This is a genomic window from Yersinia sp. 2466 StPb PI (assembly GCF_041538325.1).
GTDB lineage: Bacteria > Pseudomonadota > Gammaproteobacteria > Enterobacterales > Enterobacteriaceae > Yersinia > Yersinia enterocolitica_E.
The window spans coordinates 4,003,834-4,024,780 of the sequence record NZ_JAULSL010000001.1; the positions used below are offsets into that span (position 1 = coordinate 4,003,834).

Consider the following 20,947-nt stretch of genomic DNA (forward strand, 5'->3'; position numbering starts at 1 on the left):
TTAAGTGATAACTGTTGATCTAGCATTGATTTCATAAGGTATTGCCGGTATAACTAACAGCCATTTAGAGATATAGACGTCTAAACGGATAAAATATCATGCACTCACCTGTTCCCGTCGAAGGGCAGTTCAAACGTACAATGAAGGCCCGGCATCTGGTGATGCTCTCTCTCGGGGGCGTGATTGGCACCGGCTTATTCTTCAACACCGGCTATATAATATCCACCACGGGTGCCCTCGGCACACTGTTGGCCTATATGATAGGTGCTGTGGTGGTCTATCTGGTAATGCTCTGCCTGGGTGAACTGTCGGTAGCAATGCCAGAAACCGGGGCTTTTCACGTGTATGCTTCCCGCTATCTTGGCCCAGCCACTGGCTATACCGTTGCCTGGTTATACTGGCTGACCTGGACAGTAGCCCTCGGTTCCAGTCTGACCGCCGCTGGGTTCTGTATGCAGTATTGGTTCCCTCAATCACCGGTGTGGTTATGGTGCCTTATCTTTTGTCTGGCTATTTTTCTGCTCAATGTGGTCACTACCCGCTTCTTTGCCGAAAGCGAATTCTGGTTCTCACTGATCAAGGTCGTCACCATTTTGGCGTTTATCATTTTGGGCGGTGCGGCGATGTTCGGCCTATTACCGATGAAGGACGGCACACCTGCCCCCTTCCTGCACAATCTGACCCAATCTGACTGGCTGCCAAACGGCACCTTACCGATCCTGATGACCATGGTGGCGGTCAATTTCGCTTTCTCCGGCACCGAGTTAATCGGTATCGCTGCGGGCGAAACAGAGAAACCAGAAAAAGCGATTCCGTGGGCAATCCGCACCACAGTGATCCGCCTGAGTGTTTTCTTTATCGGTACGGTATTTATTCTGGCTGCGTTGATCCCGATGGATCAGGCCGAGGTTGTCAAAAGCCCGTTTGTACTGGTATTTGAACGTATCGGTGTACCCTATGCCGCCGATATCTTCAATTTCGTGATCCTGACTGCCATCCTGTCAGCCGCTAACTCTGGTCTTTACGCCTCTGGCCGCATGCTGTGGTCATTGGCCAATCAGCGAACACTGCCTGCTTATTTTTCCCACATCAATAAACGCGGCATTCCTATTAATGCGCTGATCTTTAGCATGCTCGGCGGCTTGTTGGCACTGTTGACCAGTGTTATCGCGCCAGATACGGTGTTTGTCGCACTATCAGCGATTTCTGGTTTTGCCGTCGTCGCAGTCTGGCTGAGTATCTGCGCAGCCCACTATGTTTTTCGCCGCAACTACCTACGCAGTGGGCTGCCAATCGAGGGACTGAAGTACCGCGCGCCGGGTTACCCGCTGACGCCGATCGCAGGCTTCAGCCTGTGCCTGTTAGCCTGTATCGGTCTGGCCTTCGATCCTGAGCAACGTATCGCCCTATACTGCGGGCTACCCTTTGTTGCCTTGTGCTATATCACCTATTACCTGACCCATCGTGCCGGGAAAAACCAACCATTGGGAGAGAGTCATGCCGGTTAACAACCCTATCTCTGCGCTCTTAAGCGCTGATCGCACATTGATTTTGGATGGCGCATTAGCCACTGAACTGGAGGCGCGAGGTTGCTCTCTTAGTGATCCGCTGTGGTCCGCTAAGGTGCTAATTGAGAATCCTGAACTAATTTATCAGGTTCACTTGGACTATTTTAACGCAGGGGCACAATGTGCCATCACCGCCAGTTACCAGGCGACCCCACAGGGTTTCCTGCGCCGTGGCCTCGACCAGCAACAATCGTTGGAACTCATTGCCAAAAGCGTTCAGTTGGCACAGCAGGCACGCAACGACTTTTTGAATCAGCACCCGCAAGCTGAGCCGCTGCTGATTGCCGGTTCCGTTGGCCCATACGGCGCTTATCTCGCAGATGGATCTGAGTATCGAGGCGATTACCGGCTGCCACAGGATGAGATGATCGCCTTCCACCGGCCACGTATCGCGGCACTGGCTGAGGCTGGGGTTGACCTGCTGGCCTGTGAAACACTGCCATCGTTCGATGAGTTGCAAGCGTTGCTAACACTACTGCAACAATTCCCTACTTTGGGTGGCTGGTTCGCATTCACGCTACGCGACAGCCAACACCTTAGTGACGGTACCCCCCTGACCGAAGTTCTGGCGCTACTGCGCGGCAATCAGCAAGTACTGGCCATCGGCATAAACTGTATTGCGCTGGAAAACGTGACCCCGGCGCTACAGCAGTTTGCTGCATTGGCTGACAAGCCACTGTTGGTGTATCCAAACTCAGGGGAACATTACGATGCTGTAAGCAAAACCTGGCATGCCTGTGGTGGCGAACACAACCACCTGATTGATCTGGTTGGGGAATGGCAGCGCCTGGGAGCACGACTGATTGGCGGTTGCTGTCGTACCACACCAAAAGATATTCGCATCATCGCTGAGCACTGTAAGCCGTAATCCCCCAGTGATATTGTAGCTAAGCGCCAACAGTATCACTGGATAAGCTTTGCCGCCTGATGAACTGCGGCAAAGCCTCTAAATATGCTGCTTCACCTGAGCGGCATTATTTAGTCGCCTAATTGCCGGAGTCAGGCTGGCGGCGATAGTCGCTATCACGACAGCAACGGCTGAAGCCAGCAAAACGGCCCGGCTGCCATAATGCATAGCGAGAGGCCCCGCAGCAAGTTCCCCGATAGGAATTGCCACAAATGACCCCATCGCATCATAGGCATAAACACGCGCGAGTTTCTCGGGTGGAATATGGGTTTGTAGAGAATGTGCCCACACAACACCGAATTGCCCAAAACCGACGCCGGCAATAAAAAATGCCCCCATAAGGATGGCAGTCGAAGACACCATACTAAGGAGAGTGATAGGGACTGCACAAAGTGCAACCAGAAGGACACCAATAAACAGATCGCGTCGTGGCCGCCAGCGGAGTGCAATAAAAGAACCGGCAATCAGGCCAATACTTTGTGCGGCAACAATAATCCCCCAACTGGCACGCCCAAATGAAGCATCAGCCACTATCGGGCCAAGGATCATCACTACGCCGCTAAAAGCGGCATTAACAATAGTGAACTGGGCAACAATAGTCCACACCCACGCACGAGCAATAAACTCCTGCCAGCCATCCCGTAGATCCTGCAAGATATTGGTTTTCGATGCGAGGAGCTGTGCCGAGGCAGTGCGAATCAAGAGATAAAGCGGTGCTGAAGCGGCAAACCCCAAAGCATCGACGGCCAATCCCCAGCCAGGCCCAATGGCAGCCGTCAGAACCCCGCCCAGTGAGGCGCCAATCACCGTCCCGCCATAGATGCCCAACTGGATAAAAGCGTTTGCTTCCCTGAGGTTACGTGCTGGTACTGTTTGTGGAACCATTGCTGAAGAAGCAGGAAGGGCAATACCCGCTGCCGCGCCGTTAATCGTCCCAAGGACCGCTAACCACATAATTGTGGCTGTTCCATCCAGCACCAACCAGGCAACAATCCCTTGAGATAAGGCGGCAATAACAGATGAAGACAGCAGAACCTTACTTCGCGAGTAACGATCCGCAAGTACTCCACCAATCAATAAGAAGGCAACATTGAAAACAGAACGTGCAGCTACCACCAGACCTAAATCTGCTGCGGAACCGCCGATATCCAACACCGCGAAAGCCAGTGCAATCGGTGCGATTCCATTACCTAATACCGTGAGGAGGCGGGCAAAAAACAAGTTTCGAAACGGGGCATAGTGAAATACATGTCGGGAAGATGGGACCGTGGCGTTCGCGTTCACTCACTTTTCTCCGCACTGATTTCAATACCTTGCAGGCTCTCACTGCTATCTTTCAATGGGGCTATTTCATACTTTTTTTGTTTATTCATTTTGGGCAACTTTTCATCACATGACGCGCTTGTAGCAGGGGGGCCGCCGTGACATCCTCTGCCTTCACAAATACCATTGCCAAATATGTGTCTTTATCTGTATGAATGCCAAGATTAATTGATTTGAATGTATAAAATTATTCAAATCATCTGATGAAAACCCTAACGTTGTCAGGTAGCAGATTTATTACACCGTTACCCCTAAGTTGCTATAGGGATAACGGCGGTCTCAGCTACGGGTGCTGTTCCGTATTGGGTAACGCCAGCAACGCATAGCGGTTCAGCAGTTGACTAAACCGACTGTCAATCTGTTGGCGCAGTGCCGATGACGGAGTCTGCCCTGACTCGGACTGTACCTGATACTGACGCAACAACTCTTCCAGCGGTAAGGTTTTTGCCAGCGGCTGTTGTATCGCAAACACCACCGTTTTCAGCTCCGAAACCGTCATATAGCGTCCCTTCTTTTCATCCAATCCATTCAGTCGCTCTGCCAGTTGCCGCAAACGCTCTTGTGCCAATGCATAGTGTTTCAACTCCACCAATGGCGCAGCACCGGCTTCTCGCTGTTGTTGCCATAATGCACTCAGTCGGTTGACTTCTTGACTGGCGGGCCACAGTTGCTGCGCTTGTGATAACACCCCATCCCCCCGCATTTGTGCCCATAACGGCGGTAACTGTGTCAGTTGTTCCAACTGTGTGCCACTGCCTTGCAATACCGGGCCAGCCAATCGTGCCAACTCAGCATCTGAGGTCTGTTTTCTCAGTTCATCGATTGATTTGGCTGCCAGTGGCGCAGGTAATGGCGCGACACGGATCAGCAATGCCTCGCGCAATGGATTAGATGACAGCGACTGCCAGATAAAGAAACTGCCCGTCATCAAAACGGCCATCAGCGATAGCCCGGCGACAAAACCGTGCCCCGCTTTCCAACGTGGTGGGGGCGGCAAAGGCGGCGACAACTCCACCTCAACACGTGCCGGGGCCGGTTCGTTGACAAGATAAACCAGTGGTTCGCTGACCGCAGCCGACGAGAATGTCGGTTGTGGCTGTCGTTGTGGTTCAGAGACACCGGCATGCCGTACCGGAATACTTAATCGGTCTGGCGTATCAGCGGCGGCCTCAGCGCTCTCCAGACGTAGTGCTGCGTTATGCAACATCAGGCGCACCCCATCCAATTTACTCAGATGTTTGAGCTCTAGCGTTTGCAACTGCGTGCACAACTGTTCCAACGCACGCTCTGCCCGGTACACCTGAGCCAGGTCACCGTAGCATAACGTCATGGTGCGCCAAACTTGCTGCAACCGGTCACTCAACCAGGCCAATAACGCCACCCGGGCATGTGTTTGCGGCGGCCATAATGCACTCCACTGATGAGACAGCAAGCCCGCCAACAGCTCCAACCCTTCACACAACCCGGCAAGACCGGCAATGTGCGTACGTGCCAAGGTAAAATCTACCGTGGTCTGCAACTCAACCCCGTTCTGGCGAAACAGCGCCAAACAAAGCTGCTCGACCCGCCCCCAGTCAACATCCGGGCGAGCTGGATGATGTAATTTGCCGATTTCGTCACGTAAGGCACTAAATTCAGCAAAATGGCGGGGGTCACCGCCGGTTTTAACCGTGCGCTCAGTATTCGATATCATGTGTTTGTCTTCCCTGAATAGGCGTTAAGATGACTCACCCGGATTGAGATAATGTTGTTGTTTAAGATGACGTATCAGCACCCGGCCTTCCGGCATAAATGCCGTGCCGTAACGCACCAGTCCTAGCCCTTTCAGTTCCGCCTCAATGGCATACTCCAGATGGCCAGGAGCGGATTGTGGCAGTAGCAGCACGTTGATACTTTTCAACCGTGGCTCATATTTTAGCAACGTGGCTGAGAGCGTAGTCAGCAGCGCGTGCGCACTGCCCGGCAATCCCTGTAGGATCTCGCTCATATCCGGCAGACCATAATCGGGCAGATGACTGAGTGTACCGGCGCGGCAGTTGAGAATGCGCTGCATATTGTCGAGCACCGAGAGAATGACCTGGTTAGCTTCACTGACCTGATGTAGTTCAAGCCCGCCAGTGAAATTGCCCAGCAATTGCTCATACAGTGACGGCGAGGAGGCGTCCGGCATTACTTTGTCTCCGCCCGCAATGTCAGGCTGTTATTACCCAATTCAAGGGTCCGAGGCTTATCGGGATGCAGGTCGTCCAGCGTCAGAATCAGACGCCAGTGGTCTTTGGCCATATCTGGATGGCGGAACAGCGCTACCACCGCCACAAACCGGGTATCTTTTTCCATCGGCATATCCAATGTTACCGCACCGCCCGGTTTCACTATCACGCTGCGGCTGGCCAGCAGGTCATCTTTAAGTGCCGCCTCCCCGTCGCTCGCCAGTTGTTGATACACCGTTTTTAAGAAGGTTTTATCATCACGTAACTGATAAACCCGCACCATCACCGGCTCCGATGACGAGTTCGCTTCGTGCTCATCGGTATTCAGAGCTTCACGGGCGGTAAAATCTAAATGCAGTACCTTTATCTGCTTATAAAACAGTGATTTTGTGGCCGATACGGTGCCATCAGTCACTGCTTGCGTCAGCCCACAGCCACTGAGCAATAAAACCAATGCTGAGATGCAGATTTTATTTTTCCAGGCGGCCCAAGTTTTATTTTTCGAAGTAATAGCTAACACGTCGGTTTCCTTCTTGGTATTTCTGTGGAGTCAGTCCACTGTAGTGTCCCAGCTCCACGGTATAGTATTCAGGTATATCGTCTGACAGCGTATCGTCATCCAGCCCCAGCACCCCGGTCAGTCCCAATCTTACCGGCGTCTCATCCAACACCAACGCCGGCAGCAACCGTGTTGCGACAGTCAGTTGAATACAGGCTCGATAGCGCCAGCCCAGATACACCCGCAACAGCACCAGAAAATCGGTATACAGCGGGCCATCCGGTAACCAGTCACCGGCCTCGTCGCGGTCTGCCGTCTGCAGAGAAATCAGTAACTGACTGTTGGCATCGATGGCCTCATCGCCCAGTACGGTGTAACCGTCCAGCCAGTTGCCCCCTTCGTCGGCAAATGTCATCTGTGAGGTCAGACGAACCGTACGCAGGCAATGGGGCGTCACATCAGCCTGCGTAAAGGGGGCCAGCAGTCGGACCAGTGCCTGTACCCCTTCGGCAGTTCGCCCCGGTTGACGCATCACCCCCAGCAGGGCCAGAAAGCGTGATGTCGGGGTGGCAAAATGCTGCTGCGAACCTGGAATACCCATGCCAATCAGCCCCAACAGGCTTTGGGAGGTGCTATCTTTGCCGCCCGACTCAAAAGTGGCCGGATAGGAATATTTGCGCCAAATGCGATAAAACTGCGTCATAAAACGATGGTTGAAAATATCGAGGAATCCTTCCAGCGCCTCATGCCCTTCCCGCTGCTGGGTGATATCGTCGATATAGGCCGTCGGCAGAGGCGAATCTACACCGTACAACCCCATAAAGGTGGTGCGCGCCGTCAGCGGGGCATCAGGCTGCGCCGGATCAGTTTCCAGCGCCTTCAGCTCACTGACCGGGAAACCCATGCCCGGATGCGGACGAAAGCGCACCGGATCATCCGCTGGGTTATTGGTACTCCCCAGCGGCAAGGTTCCCGGTTGTTGCTCCAGCAACTGACAGAAGCGGTAAAAATTGATCTGTCCGATATCCCGCTTAAGCCGAGTGATCAGCCGGGAATGCGGGTCGTGTGATTCTCTTCCCATTCCAAACGTTCTCCTGTCGGTTGCAGTATCAGAGTCAGACGATTAAACAGATGAATATCGGTATACAGGGAAAAGAAGCGACTGAGCATTTCCCCGAACAGACAAATATCCCCGGTACCGGTAAAGCCGTTGCTGTCGAGAGTGATTTCAATGTGCACCCCGCGCAACAGATAGCCCCGCTCAAAGCGTTCAATCTCGCTATGTTTAACCTCGGCGATAGCCTCCAGTCGACGTCGGTTCATTTCGTTGTCCGTCCAGTCATACAGCGCCAGCGTGCCGCGCAGCACTTCAGCGTTATCCATCATCCACAAAAAACTGCTGCCCAGATGGCTCAGTACCCGCCAATGAAAACGGTCACGGTTGGGCGGATAGCACGGCAACGAAGGCGCCGACAGATTACGCACCCGAACCTGGGCACCGGTAGACTTCACCACAGTATCCAGTACCGTGCTTTGTAGCGCTTTACGCGGTAACTGCCCATTGGTGCCGGTCAGGCTCAGTGACAAGTTTTCATTATCCGGTACGCTGTGGTTATCAAACGCCTCACCCCCCAGCACCAACCAGGTATCGTGTAACCCCGAAGGCCCGCGTTTGACCCGCGTATGGTAGTAATACTCAGGCGCATCATGGCGCAACATTCCGCCCTTGTGACGGAAACTGGTGAAAGGGACATAGACCTGATGCCCACTATGGCGGGAAGAAATCACTGAATCTACCGAATAAATTTCGGTATAGCCGTCCTGAATGCGCATCGGGCGCAGCTGATATTCGGTCTGTAATGAAGAGAGCGACAGTGGGTCAGATTCCAGCGGGAACAGGTTAATCACCGGCACACAATGCAGGCGCAGATTCTTTTCGGAGAATGAAAAATCATGTTCCCAGCGTTTTTCCAGCACCACATCAATCTCAAACCAGGGCAGTTCCGCTGGTAGTTCGACCCCCTCCAACCCCTTCAACGCAACAAACATAAACTTTTCGCGGAAGGTGAAATACTCCAGCAGGAGCTGATAACCACTGAACGCGCTGTCTGCCTTCGGCCACAAGGTATCCTTCTCACCGAACCCCAGCGGGGCAAAATAGCCGTCCAGCGGCTGGCGATCAGCCTGCCCCGGCAGACGGATACAGAGTTTGGCGGTATTCAGGGTCAGCGCCTCATGCAGGGCGCAAGCCAGTGGCGCATCGGCATCAAAATAGAGCGGCAGGCGGCTCAGGTTGATACGGCTCCAGTCGGCCAGTGCGCTGCAATCAAAGCGCAGCCGGATAACCGATCGGCCATCTGGTTCGCTGTCCAATTCGGCACGGCGTAGTGTCAGCGGGAGTAAGTCCATATCCTGCGTGGTGGTGTAGCGACAGCGGGTTTCCCGCTCCCCAATGGGGCGGGAAAGCACTTCAAAACCTTTGCTCACCCCCATACGCTCTTTCATCCCCTGCCATTGTGGGGTGAACTCCACAATAGAAAGCGACGGAATGGTACGCAGGTAGTGCGGCCACAGCAGGCTGACCAACCCTTCAGTCAGCTCCGGCAGGTCGTCATCCAGTTTTTCCCGCAGTCGGCCCATCAGGAAGGCAAAGCCTTCAAACAGACGTTCCACATAGGGGTCATGCGCCCCGACTTTATCCAGATTTAATCCGGCAGCCCGATCAGGGTGCGCACGAGCAAACTCTTCGCCCGCTTCGCGTAGGTAGCGCATTTCGGCGTCAAAATAACGCAGGGTTAAGTCGTCCATAATGATATTTTTCATTGTGCTAATGGAAAGGGTGAAATACAAGAAAACAGTGTTTCAGAAACAGCGTGGAGCAAGGAAAAACACGTTTTTTATGCAATATTTTTCTTTTCGGTTATCCGCATAATACGGCCGCACGGGCCGGGTCAAGGGCAATAAGCCCACTGAGCAGGCTTTCCATTTCGACATGCAGGCGGGTTTTGTCACTGTCGCTGCGTTGTGCTTTCATCCGCAGCAGCTTCAGACTTCGGGCTTTGACTTCAAACGCCAGCCCCGGCTCCCACTGCGGCAAGGTTAGCAATGCGCCGCTGCTATCAAGGTCAATCAACAGATGCAGTGCCATATCGTTCTTGCCGTACTGCTCCGCCACGCGGGCCATCACCAAACGCAGCAGCCACTGATGGCGGGCAGTGGTAATACCCGGACGGGATTGCAACCAGTTAAGTGCGGCTTCAATCCCTTCACTGTCCGCCTGAGCCAGAGCTTCTGGCTCCAGCAACAGAATGCCATCTTCACCGGATGACACCACGGCAGCAGACTCGCTGCCCCAGCCCGACACCGACTCCAGCACCTGCTGGTTTATCCACCCCAGCGTCACCTCATCAGCAAACGGCGTGCCGTCACTCCAGCATAGCCCTTCCAGCCCTGGTAGCCGGGTCAGTAACAGACGTAAATCCTGGGTGATACAAGCTGCCCAGCCATCGAATGGGGCTCCCGCTTTACTGAGTGCCTGATGCAGATACCACTGCACATCGAGCCAGAAATGGTTGACCCCTTCGGCAAATATCGATTCCGCCTGTTCCAACAACTCCAGCCAGTTTTGTTGCAGATAAAGACGCTTGAGCAGAGCGCGATATTCCGGGCGCGGCGGTACCAGTCTGGTTCGTCCACTCACATCCAACGGCGGTGACTGGTGTACCGTATCCCAGCGCACGCTCTTGATAAGATGATGCCCGGAGAGCCATCCCTGCGGCTGGTTACGCAGGTATTTTGCTAACGTTTTAGCCTGGTCGAGCAGGTCACGCCCCGACTGGACTGGCCGCAACTCCGGTGAAACCATAGCAGTCTGGCCCTGACTCCCTGCCGATGATGACCCGCTGCTGTTTTGTGGCACCACCGCATTCGGTCCACCGGACTGCGCCAGACGATGTTCCAAGGCAAGATACAATCCACCAAACTGCGGACGGGATGCGTCATCCCAGCAGCTAAGGCTCTGTTCGATTAACGCCAGTGCGCCAACGATGCGTGCAAAATCCGCATTATCCACTTCAGGATAGAGCGACAAACTGTCCAGCACGCGAGAACTCGATAGCCATTCCAGCGCAGTTTTCCGACTGGCTGCGCGCAACGGATGCAGGGTTTCACCAAAACGGCTGATAAGCCCGGCCAGCAGTGCCAGTCCATCCGCCAGCCCAGCCTCGCCATCACGGTGTAAACGCGCCCAAATGTAATAGGTTGCCACCCGCACATCTTTGCCATGCAGGGTTAACAGTTTTTCTGCCAGCTCGCTGGCTAACGTGGTATCAGCACCTGAGAGTTTATTGACCTCTTCACGCATCTGCTGGAAGTCGTCATTGTAACTGAGGTCTTCTCCACTGTGCTGGTCAGTCGTCACCGGCTGCAACCAGCGCTCCCAAAGTGTAACCTGTTGTTCTGCCTTTAATAACAGTGAATCAGGGGCCGCGGCACAGGCAGTGATCAGGGTATTTAACGTCGCCATCATGGCTCCTGTTGGTCAATATCAGGGGGTGACAAAAGAGATTAATCCTCTGCCATATCCTCATCATCGGTCCGATCAGATGCCGCTGGAGGGGCGTTCTGTATCAGAAAAATTTGCGCAGGCAGGGTGAAGTTACGCAGTTGCAGCAGACCTAATGGGCCTTTGCCCAGCTCGGTGCGTAATATCCATTGCAGTGATTGGTTATCCATGGTGGTGAAGGTCAGTTGATAACGCCCTTCATCCAGCTTTTTCTGTTTTGCCTGTTCCAGCCAGCGGATCAATCCCCATGTCCCCTGATAATCACCGTATAAACGGGCCCCGGAATTCACGCCAGTCCAGGTCAATAGCGTACCGGGTTTGTAGGTATCACCCGGCCAGCGGAAACTCTGCCAACTTTCCATCTGGTTGAAATAATGCAATTTCTGTCCATCAATCGCTAAATTGGTTTCCACCACATTCGGAACCGGACGTGCCAGTAGCTCAAAGCGCAGCCCCTGACTGCCGTCAGTGAACAGAATATCGGAGACTTGACTCAGTTGATTAATGGCCGCCAGAAAGTCCGGGTTAAACGTCAGCCCCTGGCTGTTCACTTTACTCGGAACCCAGCGTGTCCCTTCTTTATGCAGCACGCCACCCAGCTCACGGGTCAGGAAGCTGTCGATACGCCCGCTATCCTTACGAATAAATTCGGCCAGCATCGGCAGTGAAGCATCGCTTTTACTGGCGGCAAACGGGTAACGCCCGTCAAAGGCTGATTTCCAATTGGCCACCACCGCGTTTTTCCACTGGTCGTTAAGGCTGGCCGACGAAGGTTGCAACACGGTCTCCCACGCCTGAGTCAGCGGCTGAACAAACATCGTCTGCCCAAAACTGCTCCATTCCTCTCCCAGACTGGCGGCAATCAGGCTGCCGTACTCCTGCGTGTCCGTCAGGTCGACACTTTTCCCTTGGAAAACGGTCTGGGCCAGTACCTGAGTCATCTCTTGTGGGTTCGAGGCATTAACCACTTGCTGGAGCTTAAGCCGTACCCTAGTCACGCGGGTGAGTAACGTTTGCAGGCTCAGCGAGCTGTCGGACGACATCCTGTTTTGTGCATCACCTTTGCCCATCAATGCCAATAGCGGGCCAAAGGTCTCGTCCAGCGGGCCTACTGGCCCATCGGCACTCTGGTCAATGGCCGGGGTCTGATCTTTATGCATCAGCGCCTTGGCGGACTTCACCAGAGAATCCGATAACGCCTGATTCTGCTGCCCAGTCTGTCCTTGCCACGCCAGCGTGTTCATCAGCGCAATCAGCGGCGACTGGCGTACATCACTCATCAGCGTCAGTTGGTCAATCACATCCGACAAGTTATGCGCCTCATTCCAGTGCAAACTGTTGAGAAAACTCAGCCAACTCCCAGCAAAATCGGTGAAATAACGTTCCGTCAGCCGCTTTTTCAACGCTTCCGGTGAAATGTCTTCTGATATCGCACGGCGGTTATCACTCAATACCCAGTCAATTTCTTCGCGACGGGAGGCCACCGTTTTATCTATTGCCTGCTGAATTTGCTCATCCCAGGCCTTGCGGGTAAACATACCGGGCACAGATTCCGAGGTCTGGAACAGACGCTGAGCATCAGTGTCGCCGGTCATGTCCGTCAGCGTCATGTCGGCATAGTTGCGACGCACCGATAGCAGCATGTTTTCATACAGCGTACTTTCTGCATTGCGCTGACCAATCTGCCCCAGCAAGACCTGCCGTACCTGGCTTACCAACCCGGTATCCGGTTTAATTTTCCAGTCCGGCTGAGCAGGCAGATTTTGCGCATAAAATTGCCATAAGTCTGGGGCCAGACTCTGCCACAGACCAGGAGACACACCGGCACGCGCAGGCTCGGTGGTCTGCATCACCTGTGCATAAAATGCAGCATCGGCTTTTTCCGGGCGTGACATCATCAAATAGGCCTTTAACTGGTCATAGCCTGTTTTTGCCAGTGCCGCACGTTGCGGGCTGTTAGCCGGCAGTTCCGCCAGTTCACTGAGTTTCTGATGCAGGCTTTGCGCAGTGGCATCCCTAAGAATGCGGTTGTTGGCCTGGCCATACCACGGCATCAGGACCTCAAGCAGCGGCGCATTATGATCCAGGCCAAAGCGCTGATACCAAGGTGCCCCCTGCGCCACGCGAGATTGTAAGCGCCCGATATCATTGCGCAGGGCTTGTAGGGCCATGAGTTGCTGGTCAGAGACCGCTTGCGACTGCGCCAGTTGCTGTGCCTGCTGCGCGGCAGAGACCATTTGGTGACGGTTGACCGCAAATGACACCACACTGCCCACGCCCCACAGCACTATCAGTGCCAGCAAGCTGTAGCACACTGTCTGCTCCCACGGCAGCCCGACACGGCGTCCACGGGCAGAACGACAGTCATCTAGTACCCCCTGCCAGCGGTCAGATGCAGTCCAGTTTTTCTCGTGTACACGCACCGCCGATGTTGATACCTCCGGCAAACTGAACATCAACCCACGCAGGGGAATACGCGAGGCATACTCGGTAAACCACGGCGTCAGGCGCTGTCGCCAGCGGGTGGCATCGCCCTGCTCCAGCGACTGCGCCAGGCGCAACAAAAAATCGTGGTGTGGTTCGACAGAGAGCTGCTGCATCCCCTGCTCACGTAACTGAGGCAACAGAGAGCGCAGTTGAAGCTCAACCGCCTCTGGCGTGGCTTTCGCCGGGAACACCACCCCGACTGGCTGCTCCACCCGCGTATCCTGAGCCCACTCGCTGTCGCAGACCTGCCACAGATATACCGGTGGTTGATAATGCAAGGTGGCACCCATTTTTTCCAGGGTTCGCAGGCCGTTGTCCATCCACTGTGGATGACTACTTTGCGCGGCGGTTATCGCCCAAACAATGCCATCAAACGGGCGGCCACGGCGCAGTTTACGCCACTCACTCAGCCCGGTTTCATCGGCCGGATTTTGCACGCTACCACCGTGAACCAGCACCGTACGCTGCCCTTCCAACCAGCCCTGTTCCGCCAGTTGCGGGGCCAATGCGGCGATTTCATCAGGTTCACCCACCACCATCAGCAGCCGGACTTTGTAGCGCCAGAACAGACCGTAACGGCGGCGCAGACGGGTTTTTAGCTTAATGGATTCAGAGTAGGGTGTTTTCTGTCGAGTGGCTTTAAGGGTGCGTTTGGGGCCCTGAACTTTATCTTTGATGAGCTGACGGGCGGCAATAAAACCTAATGTCAGTACGCTCAGCGAGATAATCCAGATAAAGAGACATATCATCACCAGATTGCGCACCACGTTCCAGTCGGTGGATTTTTGCTCCCCCCAGAACCACCATGCCAGCCCTCCCAGAAAGATGACCAGCGTCAGCGTAGTGATAAAGATAACAACGGTAAGGGCCACTGATATTTCAGCAGGCTTATTTTCCTGATCCATAGGGTTTAACAATTCCAAGCGCGAGTGTGTGATTAGGATCGCGAGCCAGCCAGCCACAAGGCATTGCATGGTGTTCCGCGAAGAAGGCGGCAAGCGTTTGAGCCACCATCGATTCAATCTCAGCAAGCTCACCCCAGTTGAGATCCTGAACATGCTGAGTCACATTCCACCCCGTTTCGTTCAGGTCAGGAATAGGGGGTTGTGAAAATAAAAAGCTGGTATCGGGGGGCTGAGTTAATTCACTTTGATCTAATGCTCGCTGGGCAACAGCGACGATACTCTCATCAGGGGAAGGGTTAAAAACCTCTCCACGCGAGAATTGCACTTTACCTGTCTGGCCCAGTAGCCACAAAACAGCGGCTTCCCCAGCCGGTAATCGGCTTTCATGTGAAGCCGGGAGTGAGCAGCATCCCGCACAGAGAAAGAAAGACTCAGGTGCCGAATGCGTAAGCTCATCAATGATTTCTGTCATGCTTTCCTCACCTCGCCACACGACAGGGTGCGCGGGTAACACGACGTCGGGAAAGGACAAGGCCATTTGCGTGGAAAAAACTAACCAGGACGCCGCTGAACCTGACCAGTAACAACGCAGCGGCGTTATTGCCAGTGGCCCCTGATGCTGCTCGCGCCATTGTAATACCAGGGTTTTCGCCAGATGCTTTTCTCTTTCCGTGATATCGACGGCAAACGAGTGCAGTAAGCGCAGTGCCTTACCACCGGACTCAATACGGACGTCCGGTTGACGGTGATCGCGATTAATCAGCCGTTGCCACTGGGTTAACGTTGTTCCGGCCGGCCCGATTAAGACCGCCTCGGTCAACGCGATATGCTGGCAGTGCCGCGCCCACCATTGCTGCTGAACCTGTTTCACTTCATAGTGATATAACCGCGCGTTATGCGTCGCCATACGATAAAACAGGACGCGTAGCCCCCAGACCAACGCACTTAGCACGGTAATAAAGCCAATCACCATTACCACCTGGCCGTACCCTGCTTCCGGGTGACGTAGCAGTGCAGCGATACCGCCGGTCAGCAATAACACGGTTGCCCCGGCAGCCAGCCAGCGTTTACCTGTCGGCGGGCGGGCATGACGGTAAGCGGGAAAGGTTGGCTGGGGTCTCATTGCTCTATCCCGACATCGGGGAAAGAACTCACCAGCGTGCAGCCACAGGCGCAGCGATGCCCGTGTAACGCGACAGGCTGCCCGTCAACCTCTGAGATGGCACTGCCTTCCACAATGCGGGTCATACCGTGGCGGTGACACAGGGCTGCATCTCCTTTGCAGGCGATACCTTTACCAAAGCACTGGTAATGCCCCCCCAACACTTTGCCACCGTATTCCCGCAGGCTATCGCCCTGTCGTATGATATTTTTCATGGTTTAACTCCTGACTACGACGTCAGTAATGACTCCGCCTGTGCCCAGCGCGAGGCAATCATTGTTTTTGCCTGTTCGAGCTGTTGTTCACCGAGGAGCTCTTTCTGCAGACTGGCCACGGCACCAGGTGCCTGCGTGAATGCCGTCAACAGATCGGCTTCCGGCAACATGGGGAGTGGCTCTCCGGTAATTAAATCCAGCGCTTTGGCTTCCAGAGCCATCACACCCGCGGTACCTGCCAGTCCTGACAATTTTCCCGCCAGTTTTTTCTGTTTAAAGCTAAAGACAACTCCGCCTACCAGCGTGGCCACACCCACCACATTGCCCGCGATGGTCAGCAGTGACAGTTCTTTATTGCAGTTGTCGCCGAAGTAGACCATTCGGTCGCGGAAATAGCCGCCCCAGGGCTCGCGGCTACCAAAGGTGGCGTGCAGGAACCACGCACGGGAGTCATGAACTTGATCGTCATATAAGTCACGAAGTAAGCCACTGGGTTGCTCGGCATTGCTCGCTTCGCCCTGCGGCGGGAACAGCACCTTGACATGCGCGTCGCCATCGGTTTTCATCCGTTTGAATTCTGCCCGCTCGTCATCGGTATTGATCAGGAAAATGGCCGTTTGTGGGATTTTATCCAGCACCAACTGCCAGGTACTGGTCAGGCTGCGTGATTCGCCACGATAGTCATGACCAAACTCCTGAGCGGCCTGATAGAGCTGGGTTTTGGCGATATCTGGGTCAAAATCCTTCACCCCCGGAGGTAGGAGTGGGGCTGGGTCACCAGGGCGATGTTCAGCCAGTAATTTTTTCCTTTCTTTTTCCACATCCGCCTGTTTGGCATCGCGCGCATCTTTGGAAGCTTTGAGTTGCAAAGCGGTACCATCTTTATCATTTATTTGCTGATAAAACGGGGTGTTAAGCAGAGTAGCCCCAGCATAGCGATTAATACGCCAGGCAGTGATCCACCCCATCTGGTTATCCACCGCTTTTTCAAGCGTGACGCTGGCACGCACCGGTTCAAACTGTGCAGCCTGTTCAGCGGTTAACTCTTGTGGGGCTGGCGGCAGATTTAGTGTGACTTCACGCCAGGCGTTGAAGCGGGTGATGAGATCTTGTGCGATCGCAAATTGGCCTAGAACTTCAGCATCAAACGCGCGCCAAGAGTCTTTTTGTAAGTCTTTGGGTAAAATTTCAGCCCTAACTTTAAGAGGTGCACCGGCATTAAAAGCCGATGCATACAATTCATGTAGCGCAATTTGTGATAATAAGAAACGATCATTACTTCCATTAGCTTTCCCTTGATCGCCTGGCGGATAACCACCACCTAAATCGGAATGCATCCCCGGATAGACGACTTCCACACTGTTCGAGGGGTATTTACCGTCGGTGTGACGAATAGAATCCAACGGGAAGCATAACCGCTGCTCATTAGACGAAATCAGATGCACACAACGTTTGATAAATCCGCCATAGGTGGCCTCATCGGGCAGTTCCTGGGTACCGTCGGCCCAGGCCATATGCCCTTCGGCGACCGGTGCCACATGGGCAATACCCACCGATGCCACCGTATCCAATAGCCCAAGGAACTCGATACTCAATGGGATTTTTAAATCATTTATCGCCAGACATTGTTCCGGCTGCAGGCCTTCAGCTTCTGGTTTTGGCAACAACTCACTCAGCCAGCGGACAAAGGCGCGCGCCTCGGCAGCACCACGGGAAAAACCGTACACATACAGCTTGATGCCCAGCAACTTAGCCTTGCCCGGCTCGGCCGGTGCCAACGCAGTGCGCAGCTTCGATTCAAGCTGTTTGAGCTGCTTACTGAACTCTTCATAGCGGTTATGTGACCCGCCGAATCCAAGAGATGCCCAGGAGGTATTCATTCCTTTTATCGCCGACAAGCAGGCGCTATCATCCAGTTTACCCATGCCCATGGTCCGCATCAGGGCATCAATCAGCCGCAACAACCCCCAGTTGATCCGGTCTTCACCAAAGCGTGCCCCCGCCAGTCCGGTCATGCTGTATTCAAGGTCATTAATCTCAGGGAATGGGGTACCGACGCCGGGAATATAGTATTTGAAATATTTTTTGCTGATGCTGTCGCTGCTATCCAGCGGTTCTTTTTCCGCGCCCCCGGCATAGCCGGTGCCGATGGTGGCACGAAACAGCCGGGCAATATTGGTTGGGTGTTTCGGGTCTGACAAATACTGATCGTTGTTAAGGTTATTGCCGGTACCGTCGAAGAACAGGCTGATATGCAAAGTGTTACAGCATGGCGGTTCGACCCGCCGGTCTGCGGCCAGGCACAGCTCCTGCCGATAGGCCCGTTCTTGGCTATCCTGCTGATGGCAGTTTTTCCCCACCAGTGCCGCCTGGGTCGGTAACCGCCCTTGAGCCGGAAATTGCGCCGGATACCAGGCAATATCCTTTTCTGTGCTTATTTCGGACATACTTTAGGCTCCGGCATCTTCAACGGTTCTTTTATCGGGTAATTAGGGCTGTTGTAGGTGGCACAGGAAGTGGTGACTTTTACCTCATCACAAGGCATAAAGTGCACCGTGATACCGCAGGTTTTTTGCCCGGTGTAATCAGGTACGGGTACTACCTTGCTATGTTGGCGATGACTTGCTTTTATTTTTTCCTCCCATTCTAAGTACTTAGATTCATTTTCAAATCCCGGAAAATCCTTTGTAGAGGACTCTCCTGTCTCCCAGTCAATTCTGACTGTCATTCCCGGTCGCCATGGCCCCGGTACACCATAGCAGCAACCGCCGCCCCCTCCCTGATAAGGGCCGATGGCATCAATGCCGGACTGACCATCAACACTGAAGTTGTTGATGGCCCAATGGGTGTGGTTGATGGCTTCGATGGTACCGCCCCCGCCGCCCTGTGCTTCAGCTCCGGGCTGGGTACATGCTGAGAGCAGAAAAAGCCCTGCCAGCAGGCTGAATTTGTCGAGTTTCATGTCACTGTTCCTTCCGTTGAGGTAAGACTGATGAATAACACGTGGCTTAGGATTTACCGCTCACCAAGAAATCAGGAAATCATAAGCACCGTTTTATCAGTAGGTTAATAGGATGAAGAGTCCTCTGGGATACTTATTTCGGACATACTTTTGGCTCCGGCATCTTCAGCGGTTCTTTAATTGGGTGATTAGGGCTGTTGTAGATGTAACAGGAGGTGGTAACTTTTACCTCATCACAAGGGATAAAATGTACTGTGATACCGCAGGTTTCTTGCCCGGTATAGTCCGGCACAGGTACCACTTTGCTATGCTGCCGGTTATTGGCACTCATTTTTTTTTCCAGGCTTTATATTTAACTCTGTCAGCAAACCCTGGAAATCCGTCCATTTCACCGACACCACTCTCCCAATCAACTCTGACGGTCATCCCCGGGCGCCATACCCCCGAGACGCCATAGCAGCAACCGCCGCCACCGCCCTGATAAGGGCCGATAATGTCGATGCCCGACTGGCCATCGACGCTGAAGTTATTGATAGCCCAATGAGTGTGGTTGATGGCTTCGATGGTACCGCCCCCGCCGCCCTGTGCTTCAGCTCCGGGCTGGGTACATGCTGAGAGCAGAAACAGCCCCGCCAGCAGGCTGAATTTGTCGAGTTTCATGTCACTGTTCCTTCCGTTGAGGTAAGACTGATGAATAACACGTGGCTTAGGATTTACCGCTCACCAAGAAATCAGGAAATCATAAGCACCTTTTTATCAATGAGTTAAGCGTTCAGAAGTCAACCGAGACACTTATTTCGGACAGTCTTTAGGCTCCGACATCTTCAGTGGTTCTTTAATTGGGTAGTTAGGGCTGTTGTAAGTGGCACAGGAGGTGGTGACTTTTACTTCATCACAGGGCATAAAGTGCACCGTGATACCGCAGGTTTTTTGCCCGGTGTAATCAGGTACGGGTACAATCTTGCTATGCTGACGATTCAATGCTTTGATTTTCCTTGACCATTCTTGTTTTTGTTCGAAATATTTCTGCCAGAGATCAGAATTTTGCGGAGCAGAGACGGGGCGTTTTGGTTGTGGAATCTCAGGGACATCACTCGCAAACGCGACACCACTTTCCCAGTCAACTCTGACCGTCATCCCCGGTCGCCATGGCCCAGAGACGCCATAGCAGCAACCGCCACCACCGCCCTGATAAGGGCCAATAACATCAATACCGGACTGACTATCGACGCTGAAGTTATTGATAGCCCAGCGAGTGTGGTTGATGGCTTCGATGGTGCCGCCACCACCGCCTTGCGCTTCTGCGCCAGATTGGGTACAAGCCGAAAGCAGAAAAAGCCCCGCCAGCAGGCTGAATTTGTTGAGTTTCATGTCACTGTTCCCAAGAGGCGTTGCTTGACGGAATCCTCCCTTTCGTCATCCATCAATAACCCTGCCTCCGTGGCCGCCATCATTCCCTCGTAACAAACAGAGAACACTGTTTCCTGCCCCATTATTAAGGTATCTGGAACAGTGAGGTGTCTGAGTAATAGATTCACGTCACAGACACACATTAAATTTTCCAGTTGCCTGTCGTCGAGGATCAGCATAGATATCTCCTCCTCACGTTTGAGCAATGCGCCATTCCCTGCGATTTGACGGGGTTGGTTATCTCTGTCCAGCCAGCTCCAAAAAATAGCCGGGCGCAGAAGATGAGCTTGCTGGTTGGCATCGAGAATATGCGAAAATAGCAAAGGAAAAATTCGGGAGTCATAGAACCGAAAAATCCCCTCCTGGCTGCCACAGACCACGTTAGTACAGCGAGTTAAGTAATCAGCGAGACTGGCGAAGGGCCAGACCGAACAGAGCATTAATAATTGCCCTGTCCCGGCTAACTGCATGGCCAATTCAATCATCCATTGCCGCTGTAGCGTATTGTCGAGATCGATACGGATCAACAACGGCGCATCCTCCAAAAGTATTTCTTCAGGAAGGTCTTTAAACAGAGAGTCCCATTGAATGGCAGTTTCAAAGTTTGTGAGTGTCGGGAGCAACGAAAAGTCACTTCCCGCCTGATCGATAATCATATCGATGTGTTTTATTTTTAAATCGCTACAGGATGACTCAATTAATTCAACCCACTTAATAACCTGCTCGTTATTCATT

The 20,947-nt window shown here is 53.5% G+C and carries 16 protein-coding genes and 1 pseudogene; 2 read left to right on the top strand and 15 right to left on the bottom strand.

What is annotated here, in order from left to right; all coding sequences use genetic code 11:
• The first annotated feature begins 98 nt into the window (after positions 1 to 98).
• Both mmuP and mmuM read left to right on the top strand, forming a co-directional pair.
• Positions 99 to 1,508 (top strand): S-methylmethionine permease, encoded by a 1,410-nt coding sequence (gene mmuP / locus Q2T72_RS18245; protein WP_083162599.1) that lies wholly within the window; start codon positions 99 to 101, stop codon positions 1,506 to 1,508.
• On the top strand, positions 1,498 to 2,436 hold the full coding sequence (mmuM, locus tag Q2T72_RS18250; RefSeq protein WP_372569608.1) for a homocysteine S-methyltransferase: 939 nt from the start codon (positions 1,498 to 1,500) through the stop codon (positions 2,434 to 2,436). The genes mmuP and mmuM overlap by 11 nt, the downstream gene beginning before the upstream one ends.
• Before the next feature lie 78 nt (positions 2,437 to 2,514).
• Here mmuM and Q2T72_RS18255 read toward each other — a convergent pair whose 3' ends face one another.
• From Q2T72_RS18255 to Q2T72_RS18325, 15 genes and pseudogenes are all read right to left on the bottom strand, one after another.
• Positions 2,515 to 3,759 carry an MFS transporter gene (locus tag Q2T72_RS18255; RefSeq protein ID WP_372569609.1) on the bottom strand — a complete coding sequence of 415 codons (1,245 nt, stop codon included), beginning with the start codon at positions 3,757 to 3,759 and terminating at the stop codon, positions 2,515 to 2,517.
• Positions 3,760 to 4,081: 322 nt separating this feature from the next.
• On the bottom strand, positions 4,082 to 5,491 hold the full coding sequence (locus tag Q2T72_RS18260) for a VasL domain-containing protein (RefSeq protein ID WP_372569610.1): 1,410 nt from the start codon (positions 5,489 to 5,491) through the stop codon (positions 4,082 to 4,084).
• A 24-nt stretch (positions 5,492 to 5,515) separates the two neighbouring features.
• The gene (gene tssE, locus Q2T72_RS18265; RefSeq protein ID WP_083162591.1) at positions 5,516 to 5,968 is read right to left on the bottom strand and encodes a type VI secretion system baseplate subunit TssE; all 453 of its coding nucleotides are present in this window, start codon (positions 5,966 to 5,968) and stop codon (positions 5,516 to 5,518) included.
• Positions 5,968 to 6,519 carry a type VI secretion system lipoprotein TssJ gene (tssJ, locus tag Q2T72_RS18270; protein ID WP_372569914.1) on the bottom strand — a complete coding sequence of 184 codons (552 nt, stop codon included), beginning with the start codon at positions 6,517 to 6,519 and terminating at the stop codon, positions 5,968 to 5,970. The genes tssE and tssJ overlap by 1 nt, the downstream gene beginning before the upstream one ends.
• Entirely contained in the window at positions 6,503 to 7,588 is a 1,086-nt protein-coding gene (tssG, locus tag Q2T72_RS18275) for a type VI secretion system baseplate subunit TssG (protein WP_372569611.1), read from the bottom strand. Before tssG ends, tssJ begins: the two co-directional genes overlap by 17 nt.
• Complete coding sequence (gene tssF / locus Q2T72_RS18280; protein WP_372569612.1) at positions 7,552 to 9,315, bottom strand: type VI secretion system baseplate subunit TssF; 1,764 nt, start codon at positions 9,313 to 9,315, stop codon at positions 7,552 to 7,554. The genes tssG and tssF overlap by 37 nt, the downstream gene beginning before the upstream one ends.
• A gap of 112 nt (positions 9,316 to 9,427) precedes the next feature.
• A complete protein-coding gene (gene tssA, locus Q2T72_RS18285) occupies positions 9,428 to 11,032 on the bottom strand; it encodes a type VI secretion system protein TssA (protein ID WP_372569915.1) in 1,605 nt (534 codons plus the stop codon).
• 41 nt (positions 11,033 to 11,073) lie between these two features.
• Positions 11,074 to 14,463: an ImcF-related family protein gene (locus Q2T72_RS18290; RefSeq protein ID WP_372569613.1), complete on the bottom strand. Its 3,390-nt coding sequence runs from the start codon at positions 14,461 to 14,463 to the stop codon at positions 11,074 to 11,076.
• A complete protein-coding gene (locus tag Q2T72_RS18295; RefSeq protein WP_372569614.1) occupies positions 14,447 to 15,586 on the bottom strand; it encodes a hypothetical protein in 1,140 nt (379 codons plus the stop codon). The genes Q2T72_RS18290 and Q2T72_RS18295 overlap by 17 nt, the downstream gene beginning before the upstream one ends.
• On the bottom strand, positions 15,583 to 15,840 hold the full coding sequence (locus Q2T72_RS18300; RefSeq protein ID WP_025377078.1) for a PAAR domain-containing protein: 258 nt from the start codon (positions 15,838 to 15,840) through the stop codon (positions 15,583 to 15,585). The genes Q2T72_RS18295 and Q2T72_RS18300 overlap by 4 nt, the downstream gene beginning before the upstream one ends.
• 14 nt (positions 15,841 to 15,854) lie before the next feature.
• Entirely contained in the window at positions 15,855 to 18,287 is a 2,433-nt protein-coding gene (locus Q2T72_RS18305; RefSeq protein WP_372569615.1) for a DUF2235 domain-containing protein, read from the bottom strand.
• Positions 18,275 to 18,802: a DUF3304 domain-containing protein gene (locus Q2T72_RS18310; protein ID WP_372569616.1), complete on the bottom strand. Its 528-nt coding sequence runs from the start codon at positions 18,800 to 18,802 to the stop codon at positions 18,275 to 18,277. Before Q2T72_RS18310 ends, Q2T72_RS18305 begins: the two co-directional genes overlap by 13 nt.
• A 133-nt stretch (positions 18,803 to 18,935) precedes the next feature.
• A pseudogene (locus tag Q2T72_RS18315) lies at positions 18,936 to 19,462 on the bottom strand (DUF3304 domain-containing protein).
• A 132-nt stretch (positions 19,463 to 19,594) separates the two neighbouring features.
• Positions 19,595 to 20,173, bottom strand: a complete 579-nt coding sequence (locus Q2T72_RS18320) for a DUF3304 domain-containing protein (protein ID WP_372569617.1) — start codon at positions 20,171 to 20,173, stop codon at positions 19,595 to 19,597.
• Positions 20,170 to 20,946, bottom strand: a complete 777-nt coding sequence (locus tag Q2T72_RS18325; protein WP_372569618.1) for a DUF4123 domain-containing protein — start codon at positions 20,944 to 20,946, stop codon at positions 20,170 to 20,172. Before Q2T72_RS18325 ends, Q2T72_RS18320 begins: the two co-directional genes overlap by 4 nt.
• Position 20,947: the final 1 nt, after the last annotated feature.